This window comes from Candidatus Enterococcus murrayae, from assembly GCF_017315985.1.
In the GTDB taxonomy this organism is placed as follows: domain Bacteria; phylum Bacillota; class Bacilli; order Lactobacillales; family Enterococcaceae; genus Enterococcus_A; species Enterococcus_A murrayae.
On sequence record NZ_JAFLVR010000007.1, the window covers coordinates 62,760 to 89,593 of the forward strand.

General features: G+C 39.6%; 26 protein-coding genes and 1 riboswitch. Of the genes, 13 read left to right on the top strand and 13 right to left on the bottom strand.

The genetic code is table 11. From position 1 onward, the window contains the following. Window positions 1-11: 11 nt before the first annotated feature. On the bottom strand, window positions 12-1,100 hold the full coding sequence (locus JZO85_RS03335) for an ABC transporter ATP-binding protein (RefSeq protein WP_207107102.1): 1,089 nt from the start codon (window positions 1,098-1,100) through the stop codon (window positions 12-14). Between the two features lie 17 nt (window positions 1,101-1,117). Next, on the bottom strand, window positions 1,118-1,660 hold the full coding sequence (locus JZO85_RS03340; protein ID WP_207107103.1) for a helix-turn-helix domain-containing protein: 543 nt from the start codon (window positions 1,658-1,660) through the stop codon (window positions 1,118-1,120). Between the two features lie 435 nt (window positions 1,661-2,095). Here JZO85_RS03340 and JZO85_RS03345 point away from each other — a divergent pair, with 435 nt between their 5' ends. From JZO85_RS03345 to JZO85_RS03360, 4 genes are read left to right on the top strand one after another with little or no spacing between them, the layout of a single operon-like run. Next, the gene (locus tag JZO85_RS03345; protein ID WP_207107104.1) at window positions 2,096-3,088 is read left to right on the top strand and encodes a YhdH/YhfP family quinone oxidoreductase; all 993 of its coding nucleotides are present in this window, start codon (window positions 2,096-2,098) and stop codon (window positions 3,086-3,088) included. Then, window positions 3,088-3,813 (top strand): phosphopantothenate--cysteine ligase, encoded by a 726-nt coding sequence (locus JZO85_RS03350; protein ID WP_207107105.1) that lies wholly within the window; start codon window positions 3,088-3,090, stop codon window positions 3,811-3,813. Before JZO85_RS03345 ends, JZO85_RS03350 begins: the two co-directional genes overlap by 1 nt. Next, the gene (coaC, locus tag JZO85_RS03355; RefSeq protein ID WP_088932118.1) at window positions 3,810-4,352 is read left to right on the top strand and encodes a phosphopantothenoylcysteine decarboxylase; all 543 of its coding nucleotides are present in this window, start codon (window positions 3,810-3,812) and stop codon (window positions 4,350-4,352) included. Before JZO85_RS03350 ends, coaC begins: the two co-directional genes overlap by 4 nt. Before the next feature lie 3 nt (window positions 4,353-4,355). After that, window positions 4,356-4,979, top strand: a complete 624-nt coding sequence (locus JZO85_RS03360; RefSeq protein ID WP_207107106.1) for an ECF transporter S component — start codon at window positions 4,356-4,358, stop codon at window positions 4,977-4,979. 45 nt (window positions 4,980-5,024) lie between these two features. On the opposite strand, the gene murB is transcribed toward JZO85_RS03360, so the two are convergent. Together murB and JZO85_RS03370 are read right to left on the bottom strand one after the other, a co-directional pair. Beyond that, a complete protein-coding gene (gene murB / locus JZO85_RS03365) occupies window positions 5,025-5,930 on the bottom strand; it encodes a UDP-N-acetylmuramate dehydrogenase (protein WP_207107107.1) in 906 nt (301 codons plus the stop codon). Window positions 5,931-6,016: 86 nt separating this feature from the next. Beyond that, a complete protein-coding gene (locus JZO85_RS03370) occupies window positions 6,017-6,928 on the bottom strand; it encodes a Gfo/Idh/MocA family protein (protein WP_207107108.1) in 912 nt (303 codons plus the stop codon). A 142-nt stretch (window positions 6,929-7,070) separates the two neighbouring features. On the opposite strand from JZO85_RS03370, the gene JZO85_RS03375 reads away from it, so the two are divergent. Beyond that, window positions 7,071-7,826 (top strand): exodeoxyribonuclease III, encoded by a 756-nt coding sequence (locus JZO85_RS03375; RefSeq protein WP_207107109.1) that lies wholly within the window; start codon window positions 7,071-7,073, stop codon window positions 7,824-7,826. Window positions 7,827-7,957: 131 nt separating this feature from the next. Then, window positions 7,958-8,491 carry a 3'-5' exonuclease gene (locus JZO85_RS03380; RefSeq protein ID WP_207107110.1) on the top strand — a complete coding sequence of 178 codons (534 nt, stop codon included), beginning with the start codon at window positions 7,958-7,960 and terminating at the stop codon, window positions 8,489-8,491. 23 nt (window positions 8,492-8,514) lie between these two features. Here the strand turns inward: JZO85_RS03380 and JZO85_RS03385 are convergent, their stop codons facing one another. The 4 genes from JZO85_RS03385 to JZO85_RS03400 form a co-directional block, all read right to left on the bottom strand. Continuing rightward, window positions 8,515-9,036 carry a GNAT family N-acetyltransferase gene (locus JZO85_RS03385; RefSeq protein WP_207107111.1) on the bottom strand — a complete coding sequence of 174 codons (522 nt, stop codon included), beginning with the start codon at window positions 9,034-9,036 and terminating at the stop codon, window positions 8,515-8,517. Beyond that, the gene (tsaE, locus tag JZO85_RS03390) at window positions 9,029-9,499 is read right to left on the bottom strand and encodes a tRNA (adenosine(37)-N6)-threonylcarbamoyltransferase complex ATPase subunit type 1 TsaE (protein ID WP_207107112.1); all 471 of its coding nucleotides are present in this window, start codon (window positions 9,497-9,499) and stop codon (window positions 9,029-9,031) included. Before tsaE ends, JZO85_RS03385 begins: the two co-directional genes overlap by 8 nt. A gap of 118 nt (window positions 9,500-9,617) precedes the next feature. Then, window positions 9,618-10,598, bottom strand: coding sequence for a phosphate acetyltransferase (gene pta, locus JZO85_RS03395; protein WP_207107113.1), 981 nt, complete (start codon window positions 10,596-10,598; stop codon window positions 9,618-9,620). A 158-nt stretch (window positions 10,599-10,756) separates the two neighbouring features. Continuing rightward, window positions 10,757-11,437, bottom strand: coding sequence for a uracil-DNA glycosylase (locus tag JZO85_RS03400; protein ID WP_207107114.1), 681 nt, complete (start codon window positions 11,435-11,437; stop codon window positions 10,757-10,759). 173 nt (window positions 11,438-11,610) lie between these two features. On the opposite strand from JZO85_RS03400, the gene JZO85_RS03405 reads away from it, so the two are divergent. Both JZO85_RS03405 and JZO85_RS03410 read left to right on the top strand, forming a co-directional pair. Beyond that, entirely contained in the window at window positions 11,611-12,474 is an 864-nt protein-coding gene (locus JZO85_RS03405) for a Cof-type HAD-IIB family hydrolase (protein ID WP_207107115.1), read from the top strand. A 25-nt stretch (window positions 12,475-12,499) separates the two neighbouring features. Continuing rightward, window positions 12,500-13,021 (top strand): LURP-one-related/scramblase family protein, encoded by a 522-nt coding sequence (locus JZO85_RS03410; RefSeq protein ID WP_207107116.1) that lies wholly within the window; start codon window positions 12,500-12,502, stop codon window positions 13,019-13,021. A gap of 76 nt (window positions 13,022-13,097) precedes the next feature. On the opposite strand, the gene JZO85_RS03415 is transcribed toward JZO85_RS03410, so the two are convergent. Then, window positions 13,098-13,679: a GNAT family N-acetyltransferase gene (locus tag JZO85_RS03415; RefSeq protein WP_207107117.1), complete on the bottom strand. Its 582-nt coding sequence runs from the start codon at window positions 13,677-13,679 to the stop codon at window positions 13,098-13,100. 243 nt (window positions 13,680-13,922) lie between these two features. On the opposite strand from JZO85_RS03415, the gene JZO85_RS03420 reads away from it, so the two are divergent. Both JZO85_RS03420 and JZO85_RS23485 read left to right on the top strand, forming a co-directional pair. Beyond that, the gene (locus tag JZO85_RS03420; RefSeq protein ID WP_207107118.1) at window positions 13,923-14,993 is read left to right on the top strand and encodes an endonuclease/exonuclease/phosphatase family protein; all 1,071 of its coding nucleotides are present in this window, start codon (window positions 13,923-13,925) and stop codon (window positions 14,991-14,993) included. A 316-nt stretch (window positions 14,994-15,309) separates the two neighbouring features. Beyond that, entirely contained in the window at window positions 15,310-16,206 is an 897-nt protein-coding gene (locus tag JZO85_RS23485; protein ID WP_207107119.1) for a GNAT family N-acetyltransferase, read from the top strand. Between the two features lie 40 nt (window positions 16,207-16,246). Here the strand turns inward: JZO85_RS23485 and mgtA are convergent, their stop codons facing one another. From mgtA to JZO85_RS03440, 3 genes are all read right to left on the bottom strand, one after another. Next, window positions 16,247-18,895, bottom strand: coding sequence for a magnesium-translocating P-type ATPase (gene mgtA / locus JZO85_RS03430; protein WP_207107127.1), 2,649 nt, complete (start codon window positions 18,893-18,895; stop codon window positions 16,247-16,249). A gap of 200 nt (window positions 18,896-19,095) precedes the next feature. Beyond that, window positions 19,096-19,539 carry a GNAT family N-acetyltransferase gene (locus JZO85_RS03435; protein WP_207107120.1) on the bottom strand — a complete coding sequence of 148 codons (444 nt, stop codon included), beginning with the start codon at window positions 19,537-19,539 and terminating at the stop codon, window positions 19,096-19,098. Between the two features lie 164 nt (window positions 19,540-19,703). Continuing rightward, window positions 19,704-19,873: riboswitch (M-box (ykoK) riboswitch) on the bottom strand. Window positions 19,874-20,144: 271 nt separating this feature from the next. Further along, window positions 20,145-22,562, bottom strand: a complete 2,418-nt coding sequence (locus JZO85_RS03440) for a hydroxymethylglutaryl-CoA reductase, degradative (RefSeq protein ID WP_207107121.1) — start codon at window positions 22,560-22,562, stop codon at window positions 20,145-20,147. Between the two features lie 231 nt (window positions 22,563-22,793). On the opposite strand from JZO85_RS03440, the gene JZO85_RS03445 reads away from it, so the two are divergent. From JZO85_RS03445 to JZO85_RS03455, 3 genes are all read left to right on the top strand, one after another. Beyond that, window positions 22,794-23,945, top strand: a complete 1,152-nt coding sequence (locus JZO85_RS03445; protein ID WP_207107122.1) for a hydroxymethylglutaryl-CoA synthase — start codon at window positions 22,794-22,796, stop codon at window positions 23,943-23,945. A 475-nt stretch (window positions 23,946-24,420) separates the two neighbouring features. Beyond that, a complete protein-coding gene (gene nrdI / locus JZO85_RS03450) occupies window positions 24,421-24,870 on the top strand; it encodes a class Ib ribonucleoside-diphosphate reductase assembly flavoprotein NrdI (protein WP_207107123.1) in 450 nt (149 codons plus the stop codon). Between the two features lie 85 nt (window positions 24,871-24,955). Beyond that, entirely contained in the window at window positions 24,956-25,861 is a 906-nt protein-coding gene (locus JZO85_RS03455) for a lactate/malate family dehydrogenase (protein ID WP_207107124.1), read from the top strand. Window positions 25,862-25,889: 28 nt separating this feature from the next. Here JZO85_RS03455 and JZO85_RS03460 read toward each other — a convergent pair whose 3' ends face one another. Next, window positions 25,890-26,453, bottom strand: coding sequence for a histidine phosphatase family protein (locus JZO85_RS03460; RefSeq protein WP_207107125.1), 564 nt, complete (start codon window positions 26,451-26,453; stop codon window positions 25,890-25,892). Between the last annotated feature and the right edge of the window lie 381 nt (window positions 26,454-26,834).

Genomic DNA, 26,834 nt, shown 5'->3' on the forward strand with positions numbered 1-26,834 from the left:
ATGATCCCCTCCTAATCCTCGTAGCTTTCTAATCGTGCTTCGAAATCTTCTTCACTTTCATTGAAGCGCATGACATGAATATCTTCTGGCTCAAAATACAATCCAACCTTGCTGCCTTTCTTGGCTTTCTTAGTCGAGTGGACCATCCACTCATTCCCGTCCGCATCAATACAATTCATTTCATAATGCACTCCGCGAAACAACTGTGTATCAACAGTCACAACTAATTTACCGTTCTCAGGAGTCGTCAGCGTTAGATCTTCTGGACGCAAAACAACTTCAACTGGTTCATTCGGACGCATTCCGCCATCGACACACTCAAACGTTTTGCCAACAAATTTCACTAGGTTATCCTCAACCATTTCACCAGCAACGATATTGCTCTCGCCGACAAAATCCGCCACGAAATGATTGATCGGCTCATCATAAATGTCGACCGGTGTGCCGCTTTGAACGATCTTCCCCTTATTCATTACAAAAATCTCATCACTCATGGCCAAGGCTTCTTCCTGATCGTGGGTCACGAAGATGAAGGTGATTCCTAATCGTTTTTGCAGAGCACGTAATTCGTACTGCATATCTGTTCGCAATTTTAAATCCAAAGCGGATAATGGCTCATCCAGCAACAAAATTTTCGGCTCATTGACAATGGCACGTGCGATCGCTACCCGCTGACGTTGACCACCAGACATTTCCGTAATTTCGCGATTCTCGTACCCCGGCAACTGAACAAGCTTTAAGGCTTCCAAAACCTTTTTTTCGATTTCCTTTTTCGATAGTTTTTTAATCTTTAAACCAAACGCCACGTTGTCAAAAACATTCATATGAGGAAATAATGCGTAGTCTTGAAAAACCGTATTGACCTGACGTTTATTCGCTGGAATATCATTCATTCTTTTTCCTTCAAAAAAAATATCCCCCTCACTCACATCAGTGAAACCGGCGATAATTCTTAGGATCGTGGTTTTTCCACAGCCGGAGGGACCTAATAATGTATAAAAGCGTCCTTCTTCGATATCGAAATTTATTTCTTTCAATACGGGATCATCATCGTCGTATTGTTTAATTACATCCTTAAAGGAAATAATCGTGTTTGCCATACCTTCACGTCCTTTTTCTATAAATAAGATTCTGTCGCGATGATCAATACCTTACTGATCCCTGACGCTTGATTCTGCAGCCGATGCGGTTTGCTGGCTTCATAATAAATACTTTCACCTTTTTCTGCTTCGTATAAGGTTTCACCAAATTGCAAAGCAACCTTGCCCTCTAATACATAAATAAACGTTTCAGATAGCGAAGGCGTGAACTGTTTATACTGCCCCTGCTGATCCAGTGTCAGTAAAATCGGCTCCATTTCCTTTTCATTCGATTCAGGAATCAGCCACTTGATATGATAGCCATGCTCCTCATCGCTGTAAAAAGTTGTATCCTCATCCTTATAAACAATTTTTTGATCACCGGTTTTTTGTTTAAAAAATTCAGCCGGGGTCACACCCAAAACCTCTAAAATATCAAAAAAAGTCTCCATCGAAGGAGAACTTAGGTCACGCTCTAATTGAGAGATGTACCCTTTGGATAAATCTGTTCGCTCTCCAAGTTCCTCTTGGGTCAAGTTTTTTTGAATTCGTAAATTACGCAGCTTCTCACCAATATCCATATTCTCACTCCCTATCCATAATAATGGTTGGTTCCATTTTCAATCCTTGCTTAATTATCCTTTTGTTTGCTAAAAGTAAACTTCTTGTTTAATAGCACCTTTCAAGTATACGAACTTTTTACTAAAAATCAAGCATTTATCTCCACTTTCTTAGGAGAGTTTTATGGAAATAAAAGAGAAAAGAAATTTGCTTTTTCTTTCATTTCCGCTAAGATAATAGTAACCGAATTTACCAGTTTATCTTCATGCTTTAGCGTGCCTAGATAAATGATATGCGTACGTTCTTCTCTGAATTTTTACATTAGAAAAATTCATTCTTTACTTGTGAGTGATTCAGCTAACCTAAAGCTGTTTAATCATTTATCTTTTATTAGTTATAGCAATTATGGGAAATACCCATCAAAACAAAGAATCAAAAAAATAGGAGGATGAAACATGACTGAGTATCGCCGCTTACGTGTAATCAATGATGAAAACCTTCACACCGAGATCGAGACTTTTACCAAACCCGAGATTGAAGAAAACGAAGTCCTGATTAAAGTCAGCTATTCTGGAATCAACTATAAGGACGCCTTAGCAACAAAAGCCAATACGGGTGTATTACGTGATTACCCCATGACACCTGGAATCGACTTGGCAGGAAAAATCATCAATACAAAGGATGATCGTTATACTATTGATGATGAAGTCTTAGTGACCGGTTATGGATTAGGCGTCAAACAAGATGGTGGTTTGAGTGATTTGCAGATCGTTCCTGCTTCGTGGGTCGTTAAACTTCCAGAAAATTTATCCGCCCAGCAAGCGATGACCTTTGGTACTGCCGGTTTCACAGCAGCACTATCAGTAGACGCTTTAGAAAAGCATGGTCTTAACAAAGAAAGTCGTGTTCTTGTTACTGGCGCAACTGGCGGTGTTGGCGGCTTTGCTTTACACTTTCTCAAGCAAATCGGCTGCAAAGAAATCACTGCATTGAGCCGTAAGACTGATCAAGAGGATTACTTGAAGGGGCTAGGTGCGACAGCTATCCTGTCTCCTGATGAATTATTCTCAGAAAAAATTCGTCCATTAAACAAGCAGCTCTTTGATTTTGTCATAGATACGGTTGGCGGCGATACGCTTGCTCAAGTGATTCCTTTCGTTCATTATGGCGGCAGCTTAGCTCTTTGCGGAAATGCTGGCGGAATCAAGTTGAATACAACTGTCTTGCCTTTTATTTTACGAGGTGTTAATTTATTAGGCATCGACTCAGTGGACGCTTCGATGGAGCAGCGACAAAAGCTTTGGCATAAGATGGCCAACGAATGGGCCCTGCCAGCTAGTTTCAACGTGCAGCAAATTGAATTAGAGCAGGTACAAGAGACGGCAGATTCTTTATTAGCGGGGAAACATGTGGGGCGTACGATTGTTGCCTTAGGAGGAAAAATTTAATGAGAATCCTTATTACTTCAGGCGGAACGTCGGAAAAAATCGATGATGTTCGTGCTATCACCAATCATTCCAGCGGAAAATTAGGGAAGGCGATCGCGGAAAGCTTTGCAGCAGAGGGTGCTGAGATTGACCTAATCACGACAAGACACGCTGTAAAACCCGAAGGAAAAATGATCCATCAGCAACTCATTGAATCGACAATGGATTTAGAAAGAACGCTAACAGAGTTGATGACTGCTAATACTTATGATGCTGTGATTCACAGTATGGCGGTCAGTGACTTTACCCCAGAAAGCTCGGTTACACTCGAAGATTTAGAAGCCGCAGCAGCAACACAGCCTGCGGATCTGCCGAAAGCATTAGTCACTATTGCCAATAAACGAACGGAGAAAAAAATTTCTTCTGACACTGATCACTTAGTTGTAGTCTTGAAGAAAAACCCAAAAATTATCTCTTTAATCAAAAAATTGCAGCCTCAAACGATCTTAGTTGGGTTTAAACTATTGGTTGACGTCCCAATGATCGAGTTGCTCAATGTGGCTAAAGCAAGTCTCGAAAAGAACCATGCTGACTTTATCTTAGCCAATGATTTAGCTGAGATTCGTGGTGAAAAACACCATGGCTACCTCATCAATAAGCAGCAGAAGGTCAAAGAAGCACATACAAAGACTGAAATCGCTGAACTGATTACAAAAGAAGTTTTGAAACTGGAGGAAGCAAAATGAAAAATATCCTACTAGGAGTCAGTGGCAGTATTTCTGCCTATAAAGCGGCAGACATTACTAATCAATTAACAAAATTAGGATATAATTTAGATGTTGTAATGACTAAAAGCAGTACTGAGTTTATCACGCCATTAACGATCCAATCATTATCCCATCGTCTCGTACATCTTGATGTGATGGAGGAACCGGATGCGGCATTAATCAATCATATCGCATTAGCAAAAGCGGCGGATCTTTTTTTAGTCGCTCCAGCCTCCGCTAACATTATCGGAAAATTGGCGAATGGTATCGCGGATGACTTGTTGTCAACTGTCGCTTTAGCATTGCTGCCAGATACACCAAAAATTATCGCACCGGCAATGAATACCTATATGTATCAAAATCCGATCGTTCAACGGAATTTAGCGACACTTAAGGAAGTTGGTTATCAAGAAATCGAACCCCGAGAAGCCCTGCTGGCCTGCGGCGATTACGGTCGTGGTGCCTTAGCAGATATTTCTGAAATCGTGCATATTGTAAATTCAACACTGAAGGAGTAACTAATGAAAGAGAAAAATGTAAGAAGTTTTACGTTGACAGCGATGTTTCTAGCCATCATGATCCTCTTGGCTGTGACACCCCTTGGCTTTATCCCAATCGGTCCTATTAATGCGACGACGATGCATATTCCTGTTATTATTGCATCGATCGTCCTTGGACCTCGCATCGGTGCTGGACTAGGCGCAATTTTTGGCGTGATCAGTATCGCAAGATCAACCGTGCTTATCACTCCGATGTCGTTTGCCTTTTCACCTTTTATCGCAAACCCTTTGACGAATCAAGGTGATTGGCGTGCTTTAATCGTAGCAATTATTCCACGTATTTTAATTGGTGTCGTTCCATACTTTGTTTATAAAGGCCTTCATTACTTATTGAAGCAGAAGGCGCGGCCTGTCAGTCTGTTTATCGCAGGTTTAGCCGGTTCGATGACAAATACTATTTTAGTCATGAACTTGATCTTTTTCTTCTTTAAAGACAGCTACGCTAGTGTCTTGCAAGTCACTGCGAATACTGTTTACGGTGTCATTTTAGGAATTATTTTCGGCAGTGGATTGGTCGAAGCTATTGTTGCCGGTATTGCGACCACAGCGATCTGTGCTGTTTTATTGCGATTAATGAAGAAATAAAAAATGCTTGATAGAAACCAAATGGTTTTTATCAAGCATTTTTTATTATTTAGGTTCTTCACCAAGAATTCGAACCTCTGTTTCTAGCGTCACATCAAATTTCTCTTTGATCGTCTTTTGAATATGAGCGATCAATTCGATATAATCAGTAGCTGTCGCATTGTTAATGTTGACGATGAAACCGGCATGCTTCTCAGAAATTTGGGCTCCGCCCCAAACCAAGCCCTGCAACCCTGCATCTTGGATCAATTTTCCGGTAAAGTGTCCTACTGGACGTTTAAACACACTGCCGCATGAAGGATATTCTAACGGTTGTTTCAGTTCACGCAATTCCGTAAGCTCTATCATCCGTTTCTCAATCTGATCATGATCTCCTGCTGTCAATTTGAAGCTGGCGCTCAAAACAATCGCCGGCTGATCTTGGATCGCTGAGTGGCGGTAAGAAAAGTTCATTTGATTTTTGCCCCATGTTTCAAATGTACCATCAGCTAATAAGACATCTACAGATTCAAAGACATCTTCTAATTGTCCATCATAGGCTCCAGCATTCATGAAAACTGCTCCGCCGATACTTCCAGGAATACCGCAAGCAAATTCAAAGCCAGTCAAAGAATGATCCAAGGCTACATAGGTCGTATCGATCAATTTCGCTCCTGCTTGAGCAGTGATCGTCCCTTCTTCCACACGAATCGTTGTCATGTCGGTCAGCATAATCACTACGCCGCGGATTCCGCCATCCTTGACGATCAGGTTGCTGGCATTTCCTAAAACAAGCCAAGGGATATCATTGATTCGGCAATAATCCACCAGCTCTTTCACTTCATCATTGTCTTTAGGAAAAGCTAGCGCGTCTACAGGCCCGCCAGTTTTTGTAAAAGTGTAATTCATTAATGGTTCATCCAAAAGGATTTTCAAGTTCGGTAATGCCTTCGTTAATTCTCTAGTTTTCACTTTGATAAACCTTTCTCGTTCGCTACGGGTAAATTTTTCAAACATCTTTGCTATTTTAGCATGTGAGAAAAAAACTTGCCACCCCCTTATAGCTGGTGCCGAATATGCTCGCGCAGCATTTGCTCACACAGTTCATGACTTAATAACACATTCTCTTGACGCAAATCAACCGCTTCGCCTTTCAATGCTGCTAGAAAGTTCATCACTAATTGCTCAAACCCGCGTTTTTCAAGAGTCGTTGTCCAATCACCAAATCGTTGCGACTCTTCAAGCTGCCCTTTTTTAATCGTTAAATCGGTCAACTGATCCAAGACCATTGTTTGCGTTGGTGAACTAACCTGATACCTTTCCATCTTGCTTCCGCTTTTCAAATCCATTGATAGGATGCATTCTGCTGTTGCAGTTGAGAGCTGCATCTGGGCATAGATCATTTGACCATTTTCTTCACGAATCTTTGAATGAACATTCAAGATTTCATCATCCAGCAAGTAAACCCCCGTATCTACTAAATGAATGAATAAATCATAAACACCGAATTGAGTATTCATCGCATGCGCTGGTTCATTCTTCTGTAAATGAATGATATGTTTTTGCGGCAGCTGCTTCAGCTGATCAACCATTGGAGCAAAACGGCGATTAAAGCCCACCATGAATAATAACTCTTTCTGATTCGCTAATTCTCGCAGTATCTGCACCTCTTGCAGGCTTTCGCTAACAGGCTTATCTATAAATACCGCCACACCTGCTTCTAGACATTTCTCAGCAATCTCAAAATGCGCCTTTGTTGCGACATGAATAAAGCAAGCATCGATGTTTTTCGCTAACAATTCCTCGATTGTTGCAACTGTATTCTCAAGATTATATTCCTCTGTGATTTTTTTCCGTACTTCTTCTGTACGAGTCGCAAAAATGAAGTCTGCGTCTTTACGCATTTTTGCATATGTGGGCAAGTAAGCTTTTTGAGCAATGCCGCCAATACCGATAACTCCGATTTTCATAAGTAAAACCCCTTTTTATTTAATCTATTGATTGTTTCATACCTATTCTATTTAACACTGCGAAAATTTAGACTGGCTTCTTTGCTTTCTTTTCTTTTTTCGTTACAATTGATTCATCAATGTATACATGGAGGAATGAACTGTGAAATTAATCTCTTGGAACGTCAACGGTCTGCGCGCCGTGATGAAAAAGAATTTTATGGATGTTTTTAATGAATTAGATGCTGATTTTTTCTGTCTGCAAGAAACCAAATTACAAAACGGTCAGATCGAAATGGACTTGCCCGGCTACTATGAATATTGGAACTATGCAGAAAAGAAAGGCTATTCTGGAACTGCGATTTTTACTAAACACGAGCCGCTAAGCGTGACATATGGTCTCGGTATGGAGGAGCATGATCAGGAAGGCCGTGTCATCACGCTTGAATATCCTGAATATTATGTCATTACCTGCTACACACCCAACTCTCAGAATGAATTGAAACGTTTAGACTACCGCATGACCTGGGAAGAAGCTTTCTTAAACTATTTAAATGGACTGAAAGAAAAGAAACCCGTCATTTTCTGTGGCGACTTAAACGTCGCTCACGAAAACATCGATTTAAAAAATTGGAAAACCAATCAAAAAAATGCTGGATTCACTCCGCAAGAACGAGAAAAATTCAGTATCTTATTAGAGAACGGCTATATCGACACCTTCCGCCATTTTTATCCAGACCAAGAAGGCATTTATTCTTGGTGGAGCTATCGTTTCAACGCACGCAAAAACAATGCTGGGTGGCGGATCGATTACTTCGTCGTTTCTGATGACTTAAAAGAAAAATTACAAGACGCCAAAATCCATACAGAGATTTTCGGCAGCGATCACTGCCCAGTAGAGCTAGATATCAACCTATAAAGGGTGAAAGCTTTTTACTGAAGGATTTTCGCCGCTGATTAAGTAAGGCTTAGCGAATTTGAGCTCCAACGTTCGCTATACCAGACAAAAAGAAAAAAATATGGTAAAACAATGGCGAAGAGGTGAACCTGTTGAATTTTATCGCAATGGACTTTGAAACAGCTAACTATCAAGCTCATAGTGCTTGTTCGCTAGCACTCGTAATGGTAAAAAATAGCCAAATCGTCGGCGAATATTATTCGTTGATCAAGCCAGAGACCGAATTTTTCTGGAAAAATATTCAGATCCATGGGATTCATCCGGAAGATGTTGAAAACGCACCGAAGTTCCCTGACGTTTGGCAAGAAATCCAGCATTACTATCAGGACAACCGTTTGATTGTAGCCCACAATGCCGGCTTTGATACAAAAGTTTTAGCTGGCTGTCTCGACTACTATCATTTAGCACAGCCATCCTATCTATCACTCTGTACAGTCCGAACTAGTCGGCGGCTGTTTCCAGAAATGCCGAATCATCGGCTCAACACTGTTTGTGAAGAGCTGGCGATTCCTCTAGAACACCATCACGATGCTTTAGAAGATAGTCGAGCCTGTGCCAAAATTCTGCTTTATCAAGAAGATCATTTCGGTGTTGATCCGCTAAAAAAATTAGTATTGCCAATGTAGGCGAAGCGCTATGCTTCGCTTTTTTAATGAATCAGTTTACTCATCAGCAAAACATCTAAAAATTCGCCCTGAGCATCGCGCGCTCCTCGCTCCATTACTGCTTCTATGATAAATCCAAATTTTTGGTACAAATGGATCGCTCGTTGATTTCTTTTCTGAACAGTTAATTCCACTCGACGTAAAGGAGAACTATTTTCACTCCAATAGAGCACCTCATCCAACAACGCGGTACCCAACCCAATTCCCCAAAATTCTTTTAACACACTGATACCCAGCTCTCCAATATGCGCTACAGTAAATTCCGACGCAGACTTGACCGATGCCATACCGACAATTTCCTCATCCATAAAGGCTAATAACAAAAGATTGTTCTCACTTTCGTATAAGTCTGCCAATTGCAAACCTAACATCTCCTCATTCAATCCTAAACCAGCTTCATCCATAATCAAAAAATCAGTTTCTTCAGCTATTTTCCGACTAACCTGTAGCAGCTTTTCAGCATCCTCTGGGATTGCTTCTCGTAAAGTGATCTCAACTTCACTCATTTGCTTCCCACGCTTTCATAATCCGCGCCTTGAAGTCCTCAGCTTGTTTTCCGCTCGCAATCAATTCTACTCGCCGCAGATTTTCATCCTGATCATCTTTTGATAGAACCAGTTCTAAATAGTCTTCTGGCATAAATTCTCCCAGCTGCTGTCCCCACTCGATCACTGAGAGTCCGTCACCTTCAAAATAATCGTCCAATCCTAAATCATCTGCTCCAGATTCGATTCGGTAAACATCCATATGATAAAGCGGCAAGCGCCCTTGTTGATATTCACGAATGATCGTATAGGTGGGACTTTTAATCATTTGGTCAATCCCTAAGCCTAGTGCGATTCCCTTGGTCAAAGTTGTTTTCCCTGCCCCGAGATCTCCCGTCAACACCAAGTTATCACTAGGTTCCGCTGAGTTGCCAATCATTTTCCCAAGCTTTTCTGTTGCTGTTGTATCTACTAACGTTATCACGCTGCTTCCCCTCTTTTCTATACCAACATAGTATAACGATTTAAGCTCTGAGAGAAAAGAAAAAAAGTATACGATACAAAAACTAGTATCGCACACTTTCATAATCTTACTTATATTCTTAGTTCATTAATGATTGTGCTGCTGTGATGATTGACAGCTTGTAAACATCTTCTTCATTACATCCGCGTGAAAGATCAGAAACCGGCTTGTTCAGTCCTTGCAGGATTGGTCCAATTGCTTCAAATCCACCAAAGCGTTGTGCAATCTTATAGCCGATGTTTCCTGATTGTAGTTCTGGGAAAACAAAAACCGTTGCTTGTCCTGCTACTTTTGAATCAGGCGCTTTTAATTGTGCGACACCTGGAATGTAAGCAGCATCGAATTGCAATTCACCATCGATCAAATAATCAGGTGCCAATTCTTGTGCAATCTTTGTTGCTTCGGCAACTTTCTCTACTTCAGGTGCTTTAGCAGAACCCTTAGTTGAGAAGCTCATCATTGCAACCTTTGGCTCGATATCGAATAGTTCCGCAGTTTTCGCTGATTCTACAGCAATCTCAGCTAATTCTTGTGCATTTGGATTTACATTGATTGCACAATCTGAGAACAGATATTTTTCTTGGTCGCGTCCGCGAACCATCAAGAATGCGCCGCTTGTACGGCTGACACCTGGTTTTGTTTTGATGATTTGTAAAGCAGGGCGGACGGTATCACCAGTTGAATGAATCGCTCCAGAAACCATTCCATCTGTGATCCCCATATAAGTCAACATTGTACCAAAGTAATTTTCATCTTTAAGAATTTTTTCAGCATCTTCCTTGCTGACTTTTCCTTTACGGCGTTCAACAAAAGCTTCTACCATTTCATCCCAACGATCAAAATGATCAGGATCAATAATCGTGAAGTTGCTTAAAGCGATTCCACGAGCGCTCGCAGCTTTTTCAATTTCAGCCATATTACCAATCAAGATTGGTTCAATTAACTCTTCTGCTTTTAGACGTGAAGCAGCACCTAAAATACGTGCGTCAGTTGCTTCGGGGAATGCAACCTGAATGTTGCGGCGAATAATCTTAAATTTTAAACTATCAAATAGTTCCACGATAAAACCCTCCAGATATTTATTTCTTACTTATCATACAATACTTCACATGAAAAGAAAAGGACAGAATAAACCCTCTGTACTACTAATTAAAATCTAGTAAATGTGAATTAAGAGCATTTTCACAAACTGTCTCTATAACAGAAACCGTTGTCATACTACACTGTTTCAGGAAGCTGCCAATCAATCGGTGCTTCGCCCCATTCCATCAATAACTGATTTGTTTTTGAGAACGGCTTCGATCCGAAGAACCCGCGATGAGCCGATAACGGAGATGGATGGACCGATTTTATAATGGCATGCTTATTCGTGTCGATCATCTTGATTTTCTCTTGAGCCGGCTTTCCCCATAAAATGAAGACAATCGGTTTTTCCCGTTCATTCAATCGTTGAATCACTGCATCAGTCAATTGCTCCCATCCCTGTCCGCGATGTGAATAGGCTTGACCTTCTCGTACCGTTAATACCGTATTAAGTAGTAATACGCCTTGCTTTGCCCAGCTCACAAGATTCCCATGCTGAACCGGAGAAACATCTAAATCACTTTGCATCTCCTGATAGATATTGCGTAATGAAGGCGGAATTTTTACCCCCGGCTGTACAGAAAAAGAAAGCCCATGAGCCTGATTTACTCCATGATAAGGGTCTTGTCCTAAGATTACGACTTTTACCTTGTCATAAGGCGTTAATTCCAATGCTTCAAAAATATGATACATATCTGGATGAATTTTTTGTGTACGGTACTCCTGTTTCAAAAATTCTCGCAATTTCAAATAATAGGGTGCTTGAAATTGATCTGCTAAAACATTTTGCCAATCGTTATGGATGATTTCTTTCACTTACACTCACTCCTGATTTCATAATGATTTAAAATGAGAATAGATAATCCACTAGCTTCTCCGTATTCTTACCTATTCAACTAATTCTTTTTAAAGAATAATCTCGACATGGTTATCCTCTCTGGGATTATGGTACACTATCGTTGTATGATAGGAAAGCTAGGTGAATAATTTTGATAAAACTCATTGCCTCTGATATGGACGGTACACTGTTGAACGACGAAATGCAAGTCCCGACAGCAAATATCGAAGCCATTCAGAAAGCTCAAGCACAAGGAATTGAATTTATTACCGCTACTGGACGCGGAATGAGTCACGCTAAAATCTCATTAGATGAAGCGAACATTCACGTACCGATGATTTTATTAAACGGCGCTCATGTGGTAAATGCTGAGCGAGAAACTATTTTTACCATCCCCATTGGCACAGAAAAAACGTTTGAAGTCATGGATGCTCTTGAAAAGGCTGGACTTTATTATGAGATTTTTACTGCTGAGCATGTCTACTCTTCAAATCAACCAATGCGGATTGAGTTTTTCTCTGAACATCTTTTAGGTAAAGTTCCAGGTATTTCAAAAAAGATGGCGATTGCGGCCTCTTCCCGCCATCTATCGTTAACTCCCATCACTTTTGTGAAAGATATGCGTCAGACGTTGATTGATAAAAAAGAAGACGTATTAAAAATCATTGCTTTCGACAAAAATGGGCCTGAACAGCTAAAAGAAGTAACAAGCCAGCTAGAGAAAATGGGCGACCTGGCGATTGCCGCTTCAGAGTTGACCAACATTGAAATCAATCATGTCAATGCCCAAAAAGGGATCGCTTTAAAACAATTTGCTGAAGAGCGCGGTTTTACTGCGGATCAAGTGATGGCTCTCGGCGATAACTTTAACGATGTCAGCATGTTGACTTATGCAGGTACAAGCTTTGCGATGGGCAACGCAGCACCTGCCATTAAAAAAATTGCTAATAATGTAACGGATACTAATGAAGAAAACGGAGTAGCAACAGCAATCGATCGAATCCTTTCTGAATAATAAAAAATAGAAGGTGTGAATCAACATGACCGAATTTTTTATTCAAGAAAAACAATTAAGCTCCACGACACGAACGATCGTCAAAGACAACAAAGGGATTCCTTTGTATTTAATGGTTGGACATTGGGGGCGTAAAGGAAATGTGCTGTCCCTCTATGCGATGGACGGCCAAATCGTAGCCTATATCAAACAAGCCAGCGTCATTTTTGGCCGTAAATTTGAAATTTACTGTGACCACACAAAAGTCGGTGTGCTTCACAAAATTTTTCATTGGCCGGGCGATTTTTATTATATCCAACAGCTCCATTGGGCAGTTTATGGAGATATTTATAATCACAAATACAAAATCAATCACTTCAACCAGTCGATCATGACGATGGATAAAGCCACTTTACTTACGGGTGACTATTATGTTTTAGATGTCACAAATCCAGCGGATGCCCCGGTCTGTATCTGCGTAGCAGCGATCATGGATTATTGGCTTTATAATCGTAGTAAGCATAAAGAGTCTGAAACAGTTTTCGAAGTTATTTTTTCTCAAAATTAAGAGCTATGACATTTTTTGTCATAGCTCTTTTATCAGCTCTTAAAGCAATTAGTCTAATTTCCTTCTTTATTAACTATCAGCTTCGATCAAAATCCTTCACCGCTCGCTGCATATGATCATATTGATGCCCACTGATAACTATCTCGCCGACATCTTTAAACCCATCACGCAGATACAATCGTTTCGCGTTGGGATTTGCTTTATCAACATTTAAACCGATGACTTTTTCACCTTCGTGAGTGGCTAGGCGGTCGACTGCGGTCAATAATTTTGAACCAATCCCTTTTCCTCGGAATCGTTCATCAACTGCGATTGAATCCAGATACCATTCATTGGGAAATGCCTCAGGATCAATAAACATTTGAATATTTCCTTCTATCCCTTGAGCATGCAAATATTTTTGAAGCGGTAAATCAATGATTGCTTCCTTAGCTGCAGGGTAGCCGAAAACCGCTCCAGCAATTTCTCCATCAATCTCTTCAACGAGACCACGAGCATAGCCGAATCGATACGTGGGATCTTCAAAGCAGGCAGCAATTACTTCCAATGCCTTCTCTTCCCCAAATTCCTTTAAAAAATCCAGCTCCATATCCTTTAAAATAACCAATATCAGCTTTGCCACAGCAGTTCCATCTTCTTTTTTTGCAAATCGAATCATTTTAAAACCTCTCTTTTAATAACGTTAGAAATTCCCTTTTCAGTGTAACATGAGGAAGTTTTTTTCGAAAGTGAGGATACTTTGTCTTCATTAAAAAGTTTGCTATGATAGCCTTGGATGATTATTTTCGAGCGTACCTTTAAATCTATCCAAAATTTATCGAATGAGCATTGGAATGAGAATCAAAATATCTGAGAGCACGTTTATCAGCCGATTCTTCATTACTACTTAGGAGGACTATCAATGAAAAAAGGAGTAAAAATTCTATTAGGTGCTATCATAGCCATTATTGTTATCCTTGGCGGCTACTTGATTTACTTATTCGCCAGTTATGATCGGCTGCCAGACAATACAACGCTGAAGCCTGACAATCAGCATACCCAAGCACTTGAAACAAATAAGACCTATCGTGCAATGAGCCACAATGTTGGTTACGGTGCCTACCCGCCAAGCTACAGCTTTTTTATGGATGGCGGAAAGTATTCCCGAGCGTATGATAAAGAAACAGTCAAAGAAAACATGCAAGGAATTGTTCAGACTACAAAAGAGCTTGAACCTACTTTGGCTTTTTATCAAGAAGTGGATCAAGACGGCGATCGTTCACAGCATGTTGATGAAGTCGCATGGTTGAAGAAACATTTACCAGCCTATAATAGTCTCTATGGACAAAATTATGATTCTTCCTACCTGTTCTATCCTTTCACCGATCCAATCGGCCAAGCAAAATCCGGGCTTGTAACCATGAGCCAAGCAAAGATTAGCAGCAGCAAGCGCTATTCTTTACCGATTGAAACGAATTTCAATAAATTCTTTGATTTGGATCGCGCCTTTACAGTCAGCCATATTCCCGTTAAAGGAAATCGGGAACTGATTGCGATCAATACACATCTATCAGCTTTCACCAAAGACCGCTCGATTCAAGCAGCACAGCTGAAAAAGATTTTTGATGTGATGGAAAGTGAATACAAAAAAGGGAATTATGTACTGGTCGCAGGAGATTATAATCACGATGTTCTAGGAAATAGTCCTGAAGTCTTTGACACAAGTAAGAAACGGGAAACTTGGACTCACCCGTTTCCCAAAGAGCAGCTGCCAGCTGGCTTCCATTTACCAAACGGCAAGCTTGCAGAAGAGAAAGTCCCATCGGCACGCGCATTGAATGAATCCTATAAAAAGGGGCAAACGTATACGACCTTGATTGATGGATTTCTTGTTTCAGATAATATCACTGTCAAGGACATCCATGTAAAAGATATGCAGTTTAAATACTCCGATCATAATCCTGTATATTTGGATTTCACTTTGAAGAAATAATAGAAGGCAAGAGCTTTTGATTTGAAGGCTCCTGTCTTTCTTTTTGTGCTGCTAACTAATGACAAATTGCATTTCCTATGTCCTCTTGTTAAAATGAATGAACTAATTAAAAAAGGACGGTTATCAATGTGGAATTTTGTCTTCAATATACGCACGATTGCTAAACTTCAAACAAGGAAACTGCTATAGATGAAACACTGTTTGAAGTAATCATAAGAATTTGTTTCATCGCCTGGCTTTAAGAGCAAAATAGTTGGCTCTTTATTTGCTGTGGCTAAAAACATTTCTGTGTAGGATAAAATTGGAGGAAAATATAATGTTGACGATTAGGCAAATAAATCAAAAAAATAAACGTGACCTTGACGCTCTGCTGGCGATTTGGGAATCTTCAGTAGCTGCGACTCATACCTTTTTAACGACAGAAGATATTGAAGCACTAAAACCTGAAGTAAAAAAAGGGCTATTAATGATTGATCAGCTTTACGGTTATTATGAGCAGCAGCTTGTGGGCTTCATTGGCGTCGAAAATGAAAAAGTTGAGATGCTCTTTGTCGATGCCAAGAATCGAGGACAAGGGATAGGAAAAAAATTGCTTCAGTATGCAATTGATCTATTGAATATAAAATATGTAGATGTAAACGAACAAAATGAACAAGGATTCGGCTTTTATCAACACATGGGCTTCCAAGTAATGAACCGATCTGAGCTAGATAATCAAGGAAATGCTTTTCCGATTCTCCATTTAAAATTGAGGAGTCATTCAATGCGATTTGAAGAAATCATTTCAAACAAAAAAGAATTTTTAGACCTGCTTCTCTTAGCTGATGAGCAAGAAGACATGATTGATCGTTACCTTGACAATGGACGAATGTTTGTACTATACGACGTTGACCTAAAATGTGAAGCCGTCGTGACTGAACTAAATGATACAGAATGTGAATTAAAAAATATTGCGACTATGCCAGACCAACAAGGTAAAGGCTACGGCAAAGCGCTAATCCAGTTTCTGTTCAAAGAGTTTTTAGGGCGCTATCAAACAATGTATGTGGGAACCGGTGATGTTCCCAGTATATTGAACTTCTATAAAAACTGCGGTTTTCGGGAATCTCATCGTATTAAAAATTTCTTCATCGATAATTACCATGAACCGATTATTGATCAAGGTGTTCAGCTAATAGATATGGTTTATTTACGAGCCGACACTGAAGAATAGCACAAACGCCCCTGACTTTTCAGGGGCGTTTACTGCTATCTTACAGCAATTCTTGATAGCGTTGAATATACATTTTCTTCACTAACGTTACCAATAATAAATAAGCAAAAATCGTAACAACCAACCATAACCAATATTGATTTGGTAAAATTCCTAACCCTAAGTTTTTCCCAAATCTTGTAAATGGTAAGAGGGTTCCGATGACAATTCCTAGAGTTGTGATCACCGTCATGATGAAGGACCCTCTGCTTTGGATAAATGGAATTTGCGGTGTTCTCAATGCATGCAAAACCAGTGTTTGTGACCAAAGCGACTCAACAAACCAACCAGCGTGGAAAATAGCAATAAAGGCGGCTTGCTGTGAAGCAGATAAAGAATGATAATCTCCACCAACTACGGCTGGACAAATGATGAAGTACATCAACAGATAAGTGGTAATATCAAAAACGGAACTTGTTGGACCTAGCCAAATCATAAATTTGCCAATACTAGAGGCCGTCCATTTTTTTGGTTTTTCTAAATATTCTTTATCCATTCGATCCCACGGAATTGAAATACACGAAATATCATAAATCAGATTTAAAAACAGAATTTGCAATGGCAGCATTGGTAAAAATGGTAAGAACGAACTAGCAACTAACACTGAAAACATATTGCCAAAATTCGAACTCGCAGTTGCCTTAATGTATTTCATAATGTTGCCAAAAGTCTCTCTTCCAGAAAGAATCCCCTGCTCCAAAATCATCAGATCCTTCTCTAATAGAATCACATCCGCTGACTCTTTAGCGATATCAACTGCTGTATCGACCGATATTCCCACATCAGCAGCCTTCATCGCCGGAGCATCATTAATCCCATCTCCGAGGAAACCTACAGTGTGCCCATTTTCTCTAAGCAAGCTCGTGATTTTTTGTTTTTGCTGCGGATTCAATTTCACAAAAATATTATACTTCTCTGCGATGGTCATTAATTCTTCATCCGTTAAATGGATCAATTCTTCTCCATGAACGATTGCTTCTGCTCCCAGACCTACTTGCTTACAAACAGATTTCGTCACTAATGCATTATCACCTGTTAAGACTTTTACTCCCACACCATTCGCCTTCAACGCTTTCAACGCCTGTTTCGTTGTTTCTTTTGGCGGATCTAAAAATGCAAGATAACCAATTAACACCATTTCAGATTCGTCCGCAATTGAAAATTCACCGACCACACTTGGATTTGTTTTTTGAGCAACACCGATCACACGCAAACCATCCTCATTCAGCTCCTGAACTTTTCTTAAAACCTGTTGTCTTACTTCGTTGGTTAGTTCCGTAACCTCACCTTTAAAATCAACGAAGGAGGAAATTTCAAGCATCTCTTCGATCGCACCCTTGGTAATCATTTGTGTCTTACCATAATGATCTTCGACAACAACACTCATTCTGCGACGTTGAAAGTCAAACGGAATTTCATCTACTTTTTTGTAGCGAATATTACTCGTATCTAATTCCTGTTCTGTTGATTCAATAATAGCCACATCAATAAGATTTTTCAGTCCTGTTTGATAATAACTGTTAAGGTATGCATGTTTCAGCACTCGATGGTCTTCTTCTCCCTCGCAATCCAAATGATATTCCAAAATGATCTTGTCTTGTGTTAATGTCCCTGTTTTATCGGTACATAATACGTCAATCGCCCCAAAATTTTGGATCGCATTTAGATTTTTTATAATGGTGCCATTTTTAGCCATTCCGGTAGCACCCTTGACGAGATTCGTCGTAACGATCATCGGCAGCATTTCCGGTGTTAATCCCACAGCGACAGATAAACCGAATAGGAAAGCCTCCATCCAATCTCCTTTGGTAAATCCGTTGATCACGATAACAGTCGGTGCCATCAATGCCATAAATTTGATAAATAAAAACGATGTTTTGCGAATCCCTAATTCAAAGCTTGTTTGAACCGGAGTATCAGATAAAGATTTCGCAACATCACCAAACAAGGTATTCCCCCCAACGGCAACTACGACCCCTTCAGCACTACCGCTGATTACATTGCTTCCCATAAACACTAAATTATCATAACTTGTCTCAGATTCTTTCTTTCCATTCAATTTGTCAGCACTTTTCTCAACCGGATAGCTCTCGCCTGTCAGGGCTGACTGTGAAATAAATAGATCTTTTGCAGAAATCAAACGAATATCAGCTGGAATCATATCTCCAGCAGAAAGTTTAACGACATCTCCACAAACAATTTCTTCCATAGGAATTTCCTTATACTGATTATCTCTGCGTACCGTTGCCGTTACCTTTACGAGTGATTTTAATTTTTCAGCCGCTTTGTTTGAACGTACTGACTGAACCAATGTCATTGTACCGCTGACGAATACCATGACTAATATTATCCCGCTGCCGAAGAAGTCTTTTTCTCCTGACTCGGGCAAGATTCCTTCTGTGATAAAAGAAATGATTCCTAATCCTATTAGCACCAAAGTAAATGGTGTGATAAATGCTTTTAAAGCTTCTACAAAAAAAGGCGTAGATTTTTTATATGGTATTTTGTTCTCTCCAAATGTTTCTTTAGCTTCTGCGACTTGCTCCGTTGATAGTCCAAGCGCTGATGTTTTAAAGGTTTCATAAATACCGTTTGCTGTCTGTTTAGCAAATAGACTGTAATTTGTCTTTGTTACTTTCGTTTGCTTCATGTTCTTCTCCTTCTTCCCGAAAAAAATCTGCCATAATCCTATTCCAATAAATAGGTATAGAATGATATCTTTTATTGTATTCATGGCTTTCTCCCTTATTAAACGGGTTTATGAAGAAAATTGGGCGTTAAAAACAAATAGATAATAGTATCTTCTTGCTTCTTTTTTTCTGACATAAACCCGTGATTATTGAACTACTGTCATCCATTTGTTCTCATCTCCCTTTCTTTAATTTTCTCTAGTGGTGATCGGATATCTTTTTTGTAAATACGCATGATTAATTGACCTTCCTGATAGTCATCTGATATTGACCGATAGTGCAGCTTTTCATAAAATCTCCAGGCCTGCTGTCTTCCTGTAAGAAATACAAAACAAAAACCAAAATTTCTTGCGACCTGTTCTGCGTAAATAAGTAAATTCTTACCTAATCCTGCTCCTTGATAACGAGAATCTATTGCTACTTGTTTGATCTGCACACATTTTGCAGATATCGGATGCAACAATAAGGTTCCTACTACATGAGCCTCCTGCTTAATAATCAAATGAATATCCTTTCTCTCTTCTTGCGGTGCCTTCAATAAAAATGCCTTTCCAGAACTTGCCTTCAACTCCTTATTTCTTAAGGTTAACGCCTCACAATACAATGAGCTGTTCCACTTGGTTAAGGTGAACACTGTTTTACCATAATAAACTCCTCCCTTTTTTATGTTTTGAAAATAGCAATGATCGTTACGCAAAAAAAGACTTTTCGCTCAAAAACTCAGCGAAAAGCCTTACCAAAAATTCATCCTAAAGAGACAAAGTCATATAGTCGATCTAATCGTTGAGTTTTGGCACTATACAACGTAAAGACAAACATCTTAGCTACCTTAAGAAAAGCCTTGTATTCGACAGTTCCTGTTCTACCCATTGGCGTCTCTCGACATTTTTGGGCAGTAGCCTATGTTTGTATAGGAGCCTCACCTAACAAATCATATTTTATTTTCGAACACAATATAACAAGTTATCAAGCTTCTGTCAAACAGTTTTTCGAAATATCCTTCCCGTTTGTTTATCAACCATTAAAAACACACCTGAATAGACCTTGGTATATCAGTCTTTTTCATTATAAAAAATAATTATCGAATTTTGAAAATTTTTATTGAAATAAATAGAAAAATATACAATAACACTTCTTTTTTTATGAAGAAATAGAAAAAGTAGAGCCGCGGCGACCGCGACCCTACTTACTCGTAATTTGTCTTTTTTATTAACCAAGTCGAATCTTTTTGATGATTTCTTCGGCTGTTGCAAGGTTCATCCGTTCAGCATTTCTTAATTGTCTAGAAACCTGTGGGATTTCACTAGTGGTCGCATCTGCTGTAATTGCCAATGACCGACTTTGCATCGCCATGTGACCTTTTTGAATCCCATCTGTCACTAAAGCACGAACTGCAGCAAAATTTTGCGCTAACCCAACAGCTACGATAATTTCAGCCAATTCAGCCGCTGATGAGACCTCTAATAACTTCACGCTTAGCTGTGCCTTTGGTAAGACTTTTGTTGCGCCTCCAACAATGCCGACTTTCATTGGCAAAGTCAGCTTTCCAATGAGTTTCTCTCCTTGGATGCTCCACTGTGTCATACCTTCATACCGTCCATTTCGAGCAGCATAAGCATGACAAGCAGCTGCTACCGCACGCGTGTCATTTCCTGTCGCTAAAACAACCGCATCAATTCCATTCATAATCCCTTTATTATGAGTAGCTGCCCGATAAGGATCAATCTTACTGTAATCACTAGCCGCTACGATTTTTTCAGCCAGTTCTTGCGAGAGTTCCTCGACAGAGAGCTCACAGCTTGCCTCAACCAAAGATTGTGTCGCATAGTTACTTAAGATACTAAATAAAATATCCGCATCTGGAATTAATTCTTTTACTTCTTGTGCAACAGCTTCCAACATCGTATTCAAGATATTGGCACCCATCGCATCTTTAGTGTCTACTTCTAAATCGATAGAAAGATAGCCCTCTTCGAAAGTACGAATGTCGAGTGACTGCATTCCGCCACCCCGCTGATAGATCGAAGGATAGCTTTTCTCAGCCGCGGTAAAAAGAGCCTGCTCATGTTCAATAAGAACCTTTTTTACTACTTCAAAATCTGTGACATTTCTCAAAACGATTTGACCTATCATATTTTGATTGATCACATGTGTGTGTATTCCACCAGACTTCGCGATAATTTTTGCTGCATTACTAGCGGCGGCAATTACTGAAGGCTCTTCTGTAACCATTGGAATAGTCTTTTCTTTTCCGTTAATAATGAAATTCTGTGCCACGCCAAGAGGAATTGCACACTCACTAATTTGATTTTCAATCAAATTATCCGCAATTTTTTCCGATAATACAGTCTCGGTTTGCAATTGAGCCGCTTCTTTAGCTGACAGTTTTTTTTCTTTGACCAGCTTAGCTAGACGTTCAGCTTGGGTCATTTGATAGAACTTTTTTTTTGCGGTCTCTTGATCCTCCGCTTTCGTTATCATCAAGGCTAGTCCCAATCCGCCTCCGATACAAAGACTTGCGACTCCTCGCTGCTTATCTTCTTGGAACAGCTCCGAAATAAGCGTTGCTACTATACGAGTTCCGCTGGCGCCAATAGGGTGTCCCAATGCGATTGCACCGCCATAAGTATTGACCTTTTCATCTGGCAGCTTCAATTCCTTTTGAACAGCTACAGACGCCGCTGCAAAAGCTTCATTGATCTGAAAAACATCGACCTCATCGATTGTTCTATTTACCTTATTTAATAATTTATTAATAGCTGACACAGGAGCCATCCCCATAATACTTGGGTCAATCCCAACTTCGCTATAGCCATTAATAACAGCCAGATAGTCTAACCCATTTTCAATGGCATACGATTTCGCTGCCAAAACCACCGCCGCTGCCCCATCATTTAGCGGTGAAGCATTAGCCGCTGTTACCACACCGTCTTCTTTAAAGGCTGGTTTAAGTGATCCGATTTTTTCTAGGGTTGAATCAAAACGAATGCCTTCATCTTCCCATAAAGTACTGCCATCTTTTAAAGCAACAGGTATAATCTCTGATTCAAACTTTCCTTCTTTGCTAGCTTTTGCTGCTTTCATTTGTGAGTCATAGGCATATTGATCCTGCATCTCGCGAGTAATTTGATATTCTTGAGCGACTTTTTCTGCCGTCAGTCCCATATGCTTCCCGCTGAAAGCATCAGTCAAGCCATCATAAATCATACTTGATTTTGGCTCCTGCCATTCTTGTGCAGCATAGTCAAAATGAGTGACTTTTGGTGCTTGAGACATATTTTCTGTTCCACCTGCAACAACGACCTGAGCCTCACCTAATAAAATCTGCTGCATGGCAAAGATGATTGATTTCATTCCTGAACCACAGACTTCATTGATAGTTGTTGCTGGTACATTAAAGGGAACGCCAGCTTTTACTGCTGACTGACGTGCCACATTTTGACCATTTCCTGCCTGTAAAACATTTCCCATAAATACTTGTTCAACTTGATCTGGTGCAAGCTCTGCACGTTTGATCGCTTCTTTTACAGCGATAGCACCGAGCTCGACTGCTGAAACGGTTGCTAACTTGCCTTTATATCTGCCAATTGGTGTTCGTACAGCGCTTAAAATAACTACTTCTTCCAAGAGTGCACCTCCAATGCTTTCATTAAAAATCAGAGGTAAGTATAGCACAGATAGTTTTATAATTTCTTAAGATTCAAACTTAACTAATTATGACCTTTCTGTGATATATTTACCTTTGGAAGAAAAGGATGTCTGCTCTGCTTATTACTTTAGTAATTTAGTGGAAGGATATACGTGGTGAGATCTTTTCTATGAAAAGTCATTTTACCAATAAGAAATAGGAGGAGCAATATGAAGATAGGGATTGATAAAATCAGTTTCCACGTACCAAGTTATTATCTTGATATGACGGACTTAGCTAATGCACGTGAGACTGACCCCAACAAATTTCACATTGGTCTTGGACAAGATCAGATGGCAATTATTCCTGAGACACAAGACATCGTTACTTTAGGAGCAAGTGCTGCTGCAAAAATTCTTACAGATGAAGACAAAAAGGAAATTGACATGGTAATCGTCGGAACCGAGTCGAGTAGCGACTTCTCAAAATCTGCCTCAGTAATTATTCATGGACTGTTAGATATTCAACCTTTTGCTCGTTCATTTGAAATAAAACATGCGTGCTACGGCGGAACAGCCGCTTTGCAACAAGCCAATGACTATGTTACGTTACATCCAGACCGCAAAGTCTTAGTAATCACGGCGGATATCGCAAAATATGGTCTGAATACTGGCGGGGAACCAACACAAGGTTGCGGCGCTGTCGCTATGCTAGTGACGAAGAACCCGCATCTATTGTCTTTTAACAACGACAGTGTTTTCTATTCAGAAGATGTTTACGATTTCTGGCGTCCCGCTGGCCATGACTACCCATTAGTCGATGGTCACATGTCGAATCAAGTCTACATTGATTCATTCACCCGTATCTGGGAGCAAAATAAAAAAATTAATAAAACTGACAGTACTGATTATGCTGCTTTAACATTCCATCTACCTTATACAAAAATGGGACGCAAGGCTTTGCGCGCAATCTTTCCAGAGATGCCAGAAACTGAACAGCAGCGTCTGGAAGCTCGTTATGATGAAGCTGTTGTTTATAGCCGACAAGTTGGCAATCTGTATACCGGTTCTTTATACCTTGGATTAATGTCCCTATTAGATAATGGTAATTTAGCTGCCGGAGATCGCATTGGCTTATTCAGCTACGGCTCTGGAGCCGTCAGTGAGTTCTTCTCTATGAGCTTAATGGAGGATTATAAAAAGTATTTGACTGTCGAAGCTGATCAGGCATTACTTGCTGGACGCAAACAATTAACAATTAAAGAATACGAAGAAATGTTTAACACCAAACTGCCTACTGATGGAGAAACGTATACTTTTTCAGACAAATCAAAGTATGCAATCAATAAAATCAGTGGTGATATCCGTTATTACAATAAATAAACATCGAAAAAGCCAGCTTAATAGCTGGCTTTTTTAGGCAAAAAAAAATAATCTAGCAGGTCTAATGGCTAAGTGTTTTTTCTTCATTCCAGATTTCTGGAATATTTACACCCTTTTCTAGGTCTTAAACGTCTTGATGATCGGATTCCGTTTAAGCCTCACCATTAAGTGGAGAAATGGTTCTACTGTCTACATTTCTCTTCCCCGCTAGATTAGAACTACTTGGTAAGGAGACTTCAAATCCCTACTTCCTTTCTGCCTTTTTGGCATTCTCTTTGAAATGAACACTACCTCCGTTCATTTCTGTTGTACGATTAAACAACTTTAGGGACCCACCCCTTACACCTATATTTATACCACATTTCAAGATTTTTTGCAACCGTTTACATTCTCTCGATCCTTCCCTTTTCGTGTTATAATTCTAAAGATAGATTGAATTGTTAAAAACGATTATTAAACTGGGAGGACTTAAGTCATGAATATTTTATATATATCAATTTCTGGAAACACGAAAGCCTTTGTCAAACGTTTAGAGGCTTATGCAGAGGAGCAGCATAGATTAAACTCAGAAAATCCTTTGATTACAGCTAAAGAAATTTCAGAAAATAGCCCTTTTAAAGTAGAAGCTGATCCTTTTTTTACCTTCGTTCCTACTTATTTAGAAGGTGGTAACGGTCTGGACAATGGTGATACAGAAATCTTGACTGAAGTCATGCGTGAGTACTTAGAATATGAGGAAAATTATAAAACGTGTTTAGGTGTTGTAGGCAGCGGTAATAAAAATTTCAACTATCAATATTGCTTAACAGCAAAGCAGTATAGCGAAGCATTCGGTTTCCCTTTCTTAGCAGATTATGAGTTGAGAGGTACTGCAGCTGACTGTCAGCGCGTCTATCAAATTTTAAAAGAGAAAGCAGTAAATTAATCATTTGCTAATTATTCTATTGACTTTTTCTCATGTTAAGGGCATTCTTTTAAAATAGGAAATTTTAGAGAGAGGCGTGTTGCAGGTGAGAAAAGTAGCGATTATTGGTGTAGGGCATGTAGGAAGCACAACAGCATACACTTTAATTTCAAAGAATATTGTGGATGAACTAGTACTTTTTGATTCAAATGAAAATATCCTAAAAGCAGAACTGAACGATCTTATGGATGGGCAAATGGAACAGAATCATCAAGTCCGCTTAATCGGAGCTGATTTAGCAGAACTAAAAGATACGGATGTGATTATTTTTTCTGCGGGTGATATTTCTATTTTTGAAGGAAATCCCGATCGTTTTGCTGAGTTAAATTTAACGAAAACGATTGTTGAAGAATGGGCCCCAAAAATCAAAGCCTCCGGTTTTGATGGCATTATTTTGAATATTACTAATCCTTGTGATGTGATTACTCAATATTTGCAAGAATTAACTGGTATACCACGTGAACGTGTTTTTGGAACAGGAACATCGTTAGATACTGGTCGCATGAAACATGCTGTTAGCCGAAACTTAAATGTTCATCCTTCAGCTATAGATGGATATGTAATTGGTGAACACGGTGAGAGTCAATTTGTTGCATGGTCTAGCGTTCGCATAGGGGGCGTACCTATCACCGAAACTTTATCAGAAGAAAATCTTACCGCTTTAGATGCGGCTGCACGCGATGGCGGCTGGGTAACATTTAGAGGCAAGGGGTATACTTCTTACGGTATCGCCATTCAAGCTGCACGCATCGCTGAGGCCATTTTAAATAATAATCATCTTGTCGTACCTGTGAGTCATTTCCACTCTGTTGAGGGCTGCTACGCAGGTTCTCCTGCCAAAGTTTCACAGCAAGGCATTACTGGAAGATTTACACTCACGCTTTCAGATGCAGAACAGGAAAAATGGCAGCATACTATCCAAACGATACATTCGATGCATGCAACTATTTAAAAAGGCCGGACAAGTCGTCCGGCCTTTTTTATGCACTTTTGATGGTAGCAGCTACTTGATTCCATTTAAACGCAATCAATTTTGCATTTGGTGTTCGGTAATCAAACACCTGCTCATTTTCTAAAGGTTCAAAATAATTTTTGATCGCACGTATCACTGAATTATGGCAAACTAATAAATACGTGTGTTCTTCATCTTGTTCCAGCTCCTCCAATAGTGGCACAATTCTAGCATAAACATCCATCAAGGATTCGCCTTTAGGGTAACGTACCGCAAATTGTGTTCGTATCTTTAAATAGCTTTCTTGTTCATCACTCGTTCCATCATATTCGCCATAGTCTAATTCAATCAAACGATTATCTACGCTTATTGGTAGTTCGTTATCTTCAGCCACAACTCTTGCTGTTTCTCTAGCCCTTTCCAGTGGTGAGCTGATAATTTTAGTTATAGGTGATTTATCAAGTTCAGCAACTTCTTTCGATAACAAGTCCGCCTGCTCGTAGCCTATCGTCGATAAAGCAATGTCGCTTCTTCCTGAAATAATCCCTTTCCTATTCCACTCAGTCTCCCCATGTCTAGCTACGTAAAGCAAATAAAACAATCCTCTCTATCATCAAATTGAAAAGCTTTCAATATTTGATTTTAAAATAATCAATTTAAATAAACTGAAAAACACTCAATATCTTTATCACTTTATCACTAGAATGAAAGCACGTCTACTTTTTTACAGAAAATTTTTTTGTTTTTTTCATATGCAGCTTCGTAGTTTTTGATTAACAACATAATTATTATTTTTTCAGTCTACATCCAATTATAGTAAGCACCTATAAATCTATATTTCAGATAATAAAGGAAATCACCAATGACTTGAAACGTTGTGATAATTGAACTAATCATCCCATAATAAGTTAACAATCAAAAAAAGACTATCCATAAAAATGAATAGTCTCAATTGCGCGGCGACGTCCTAATC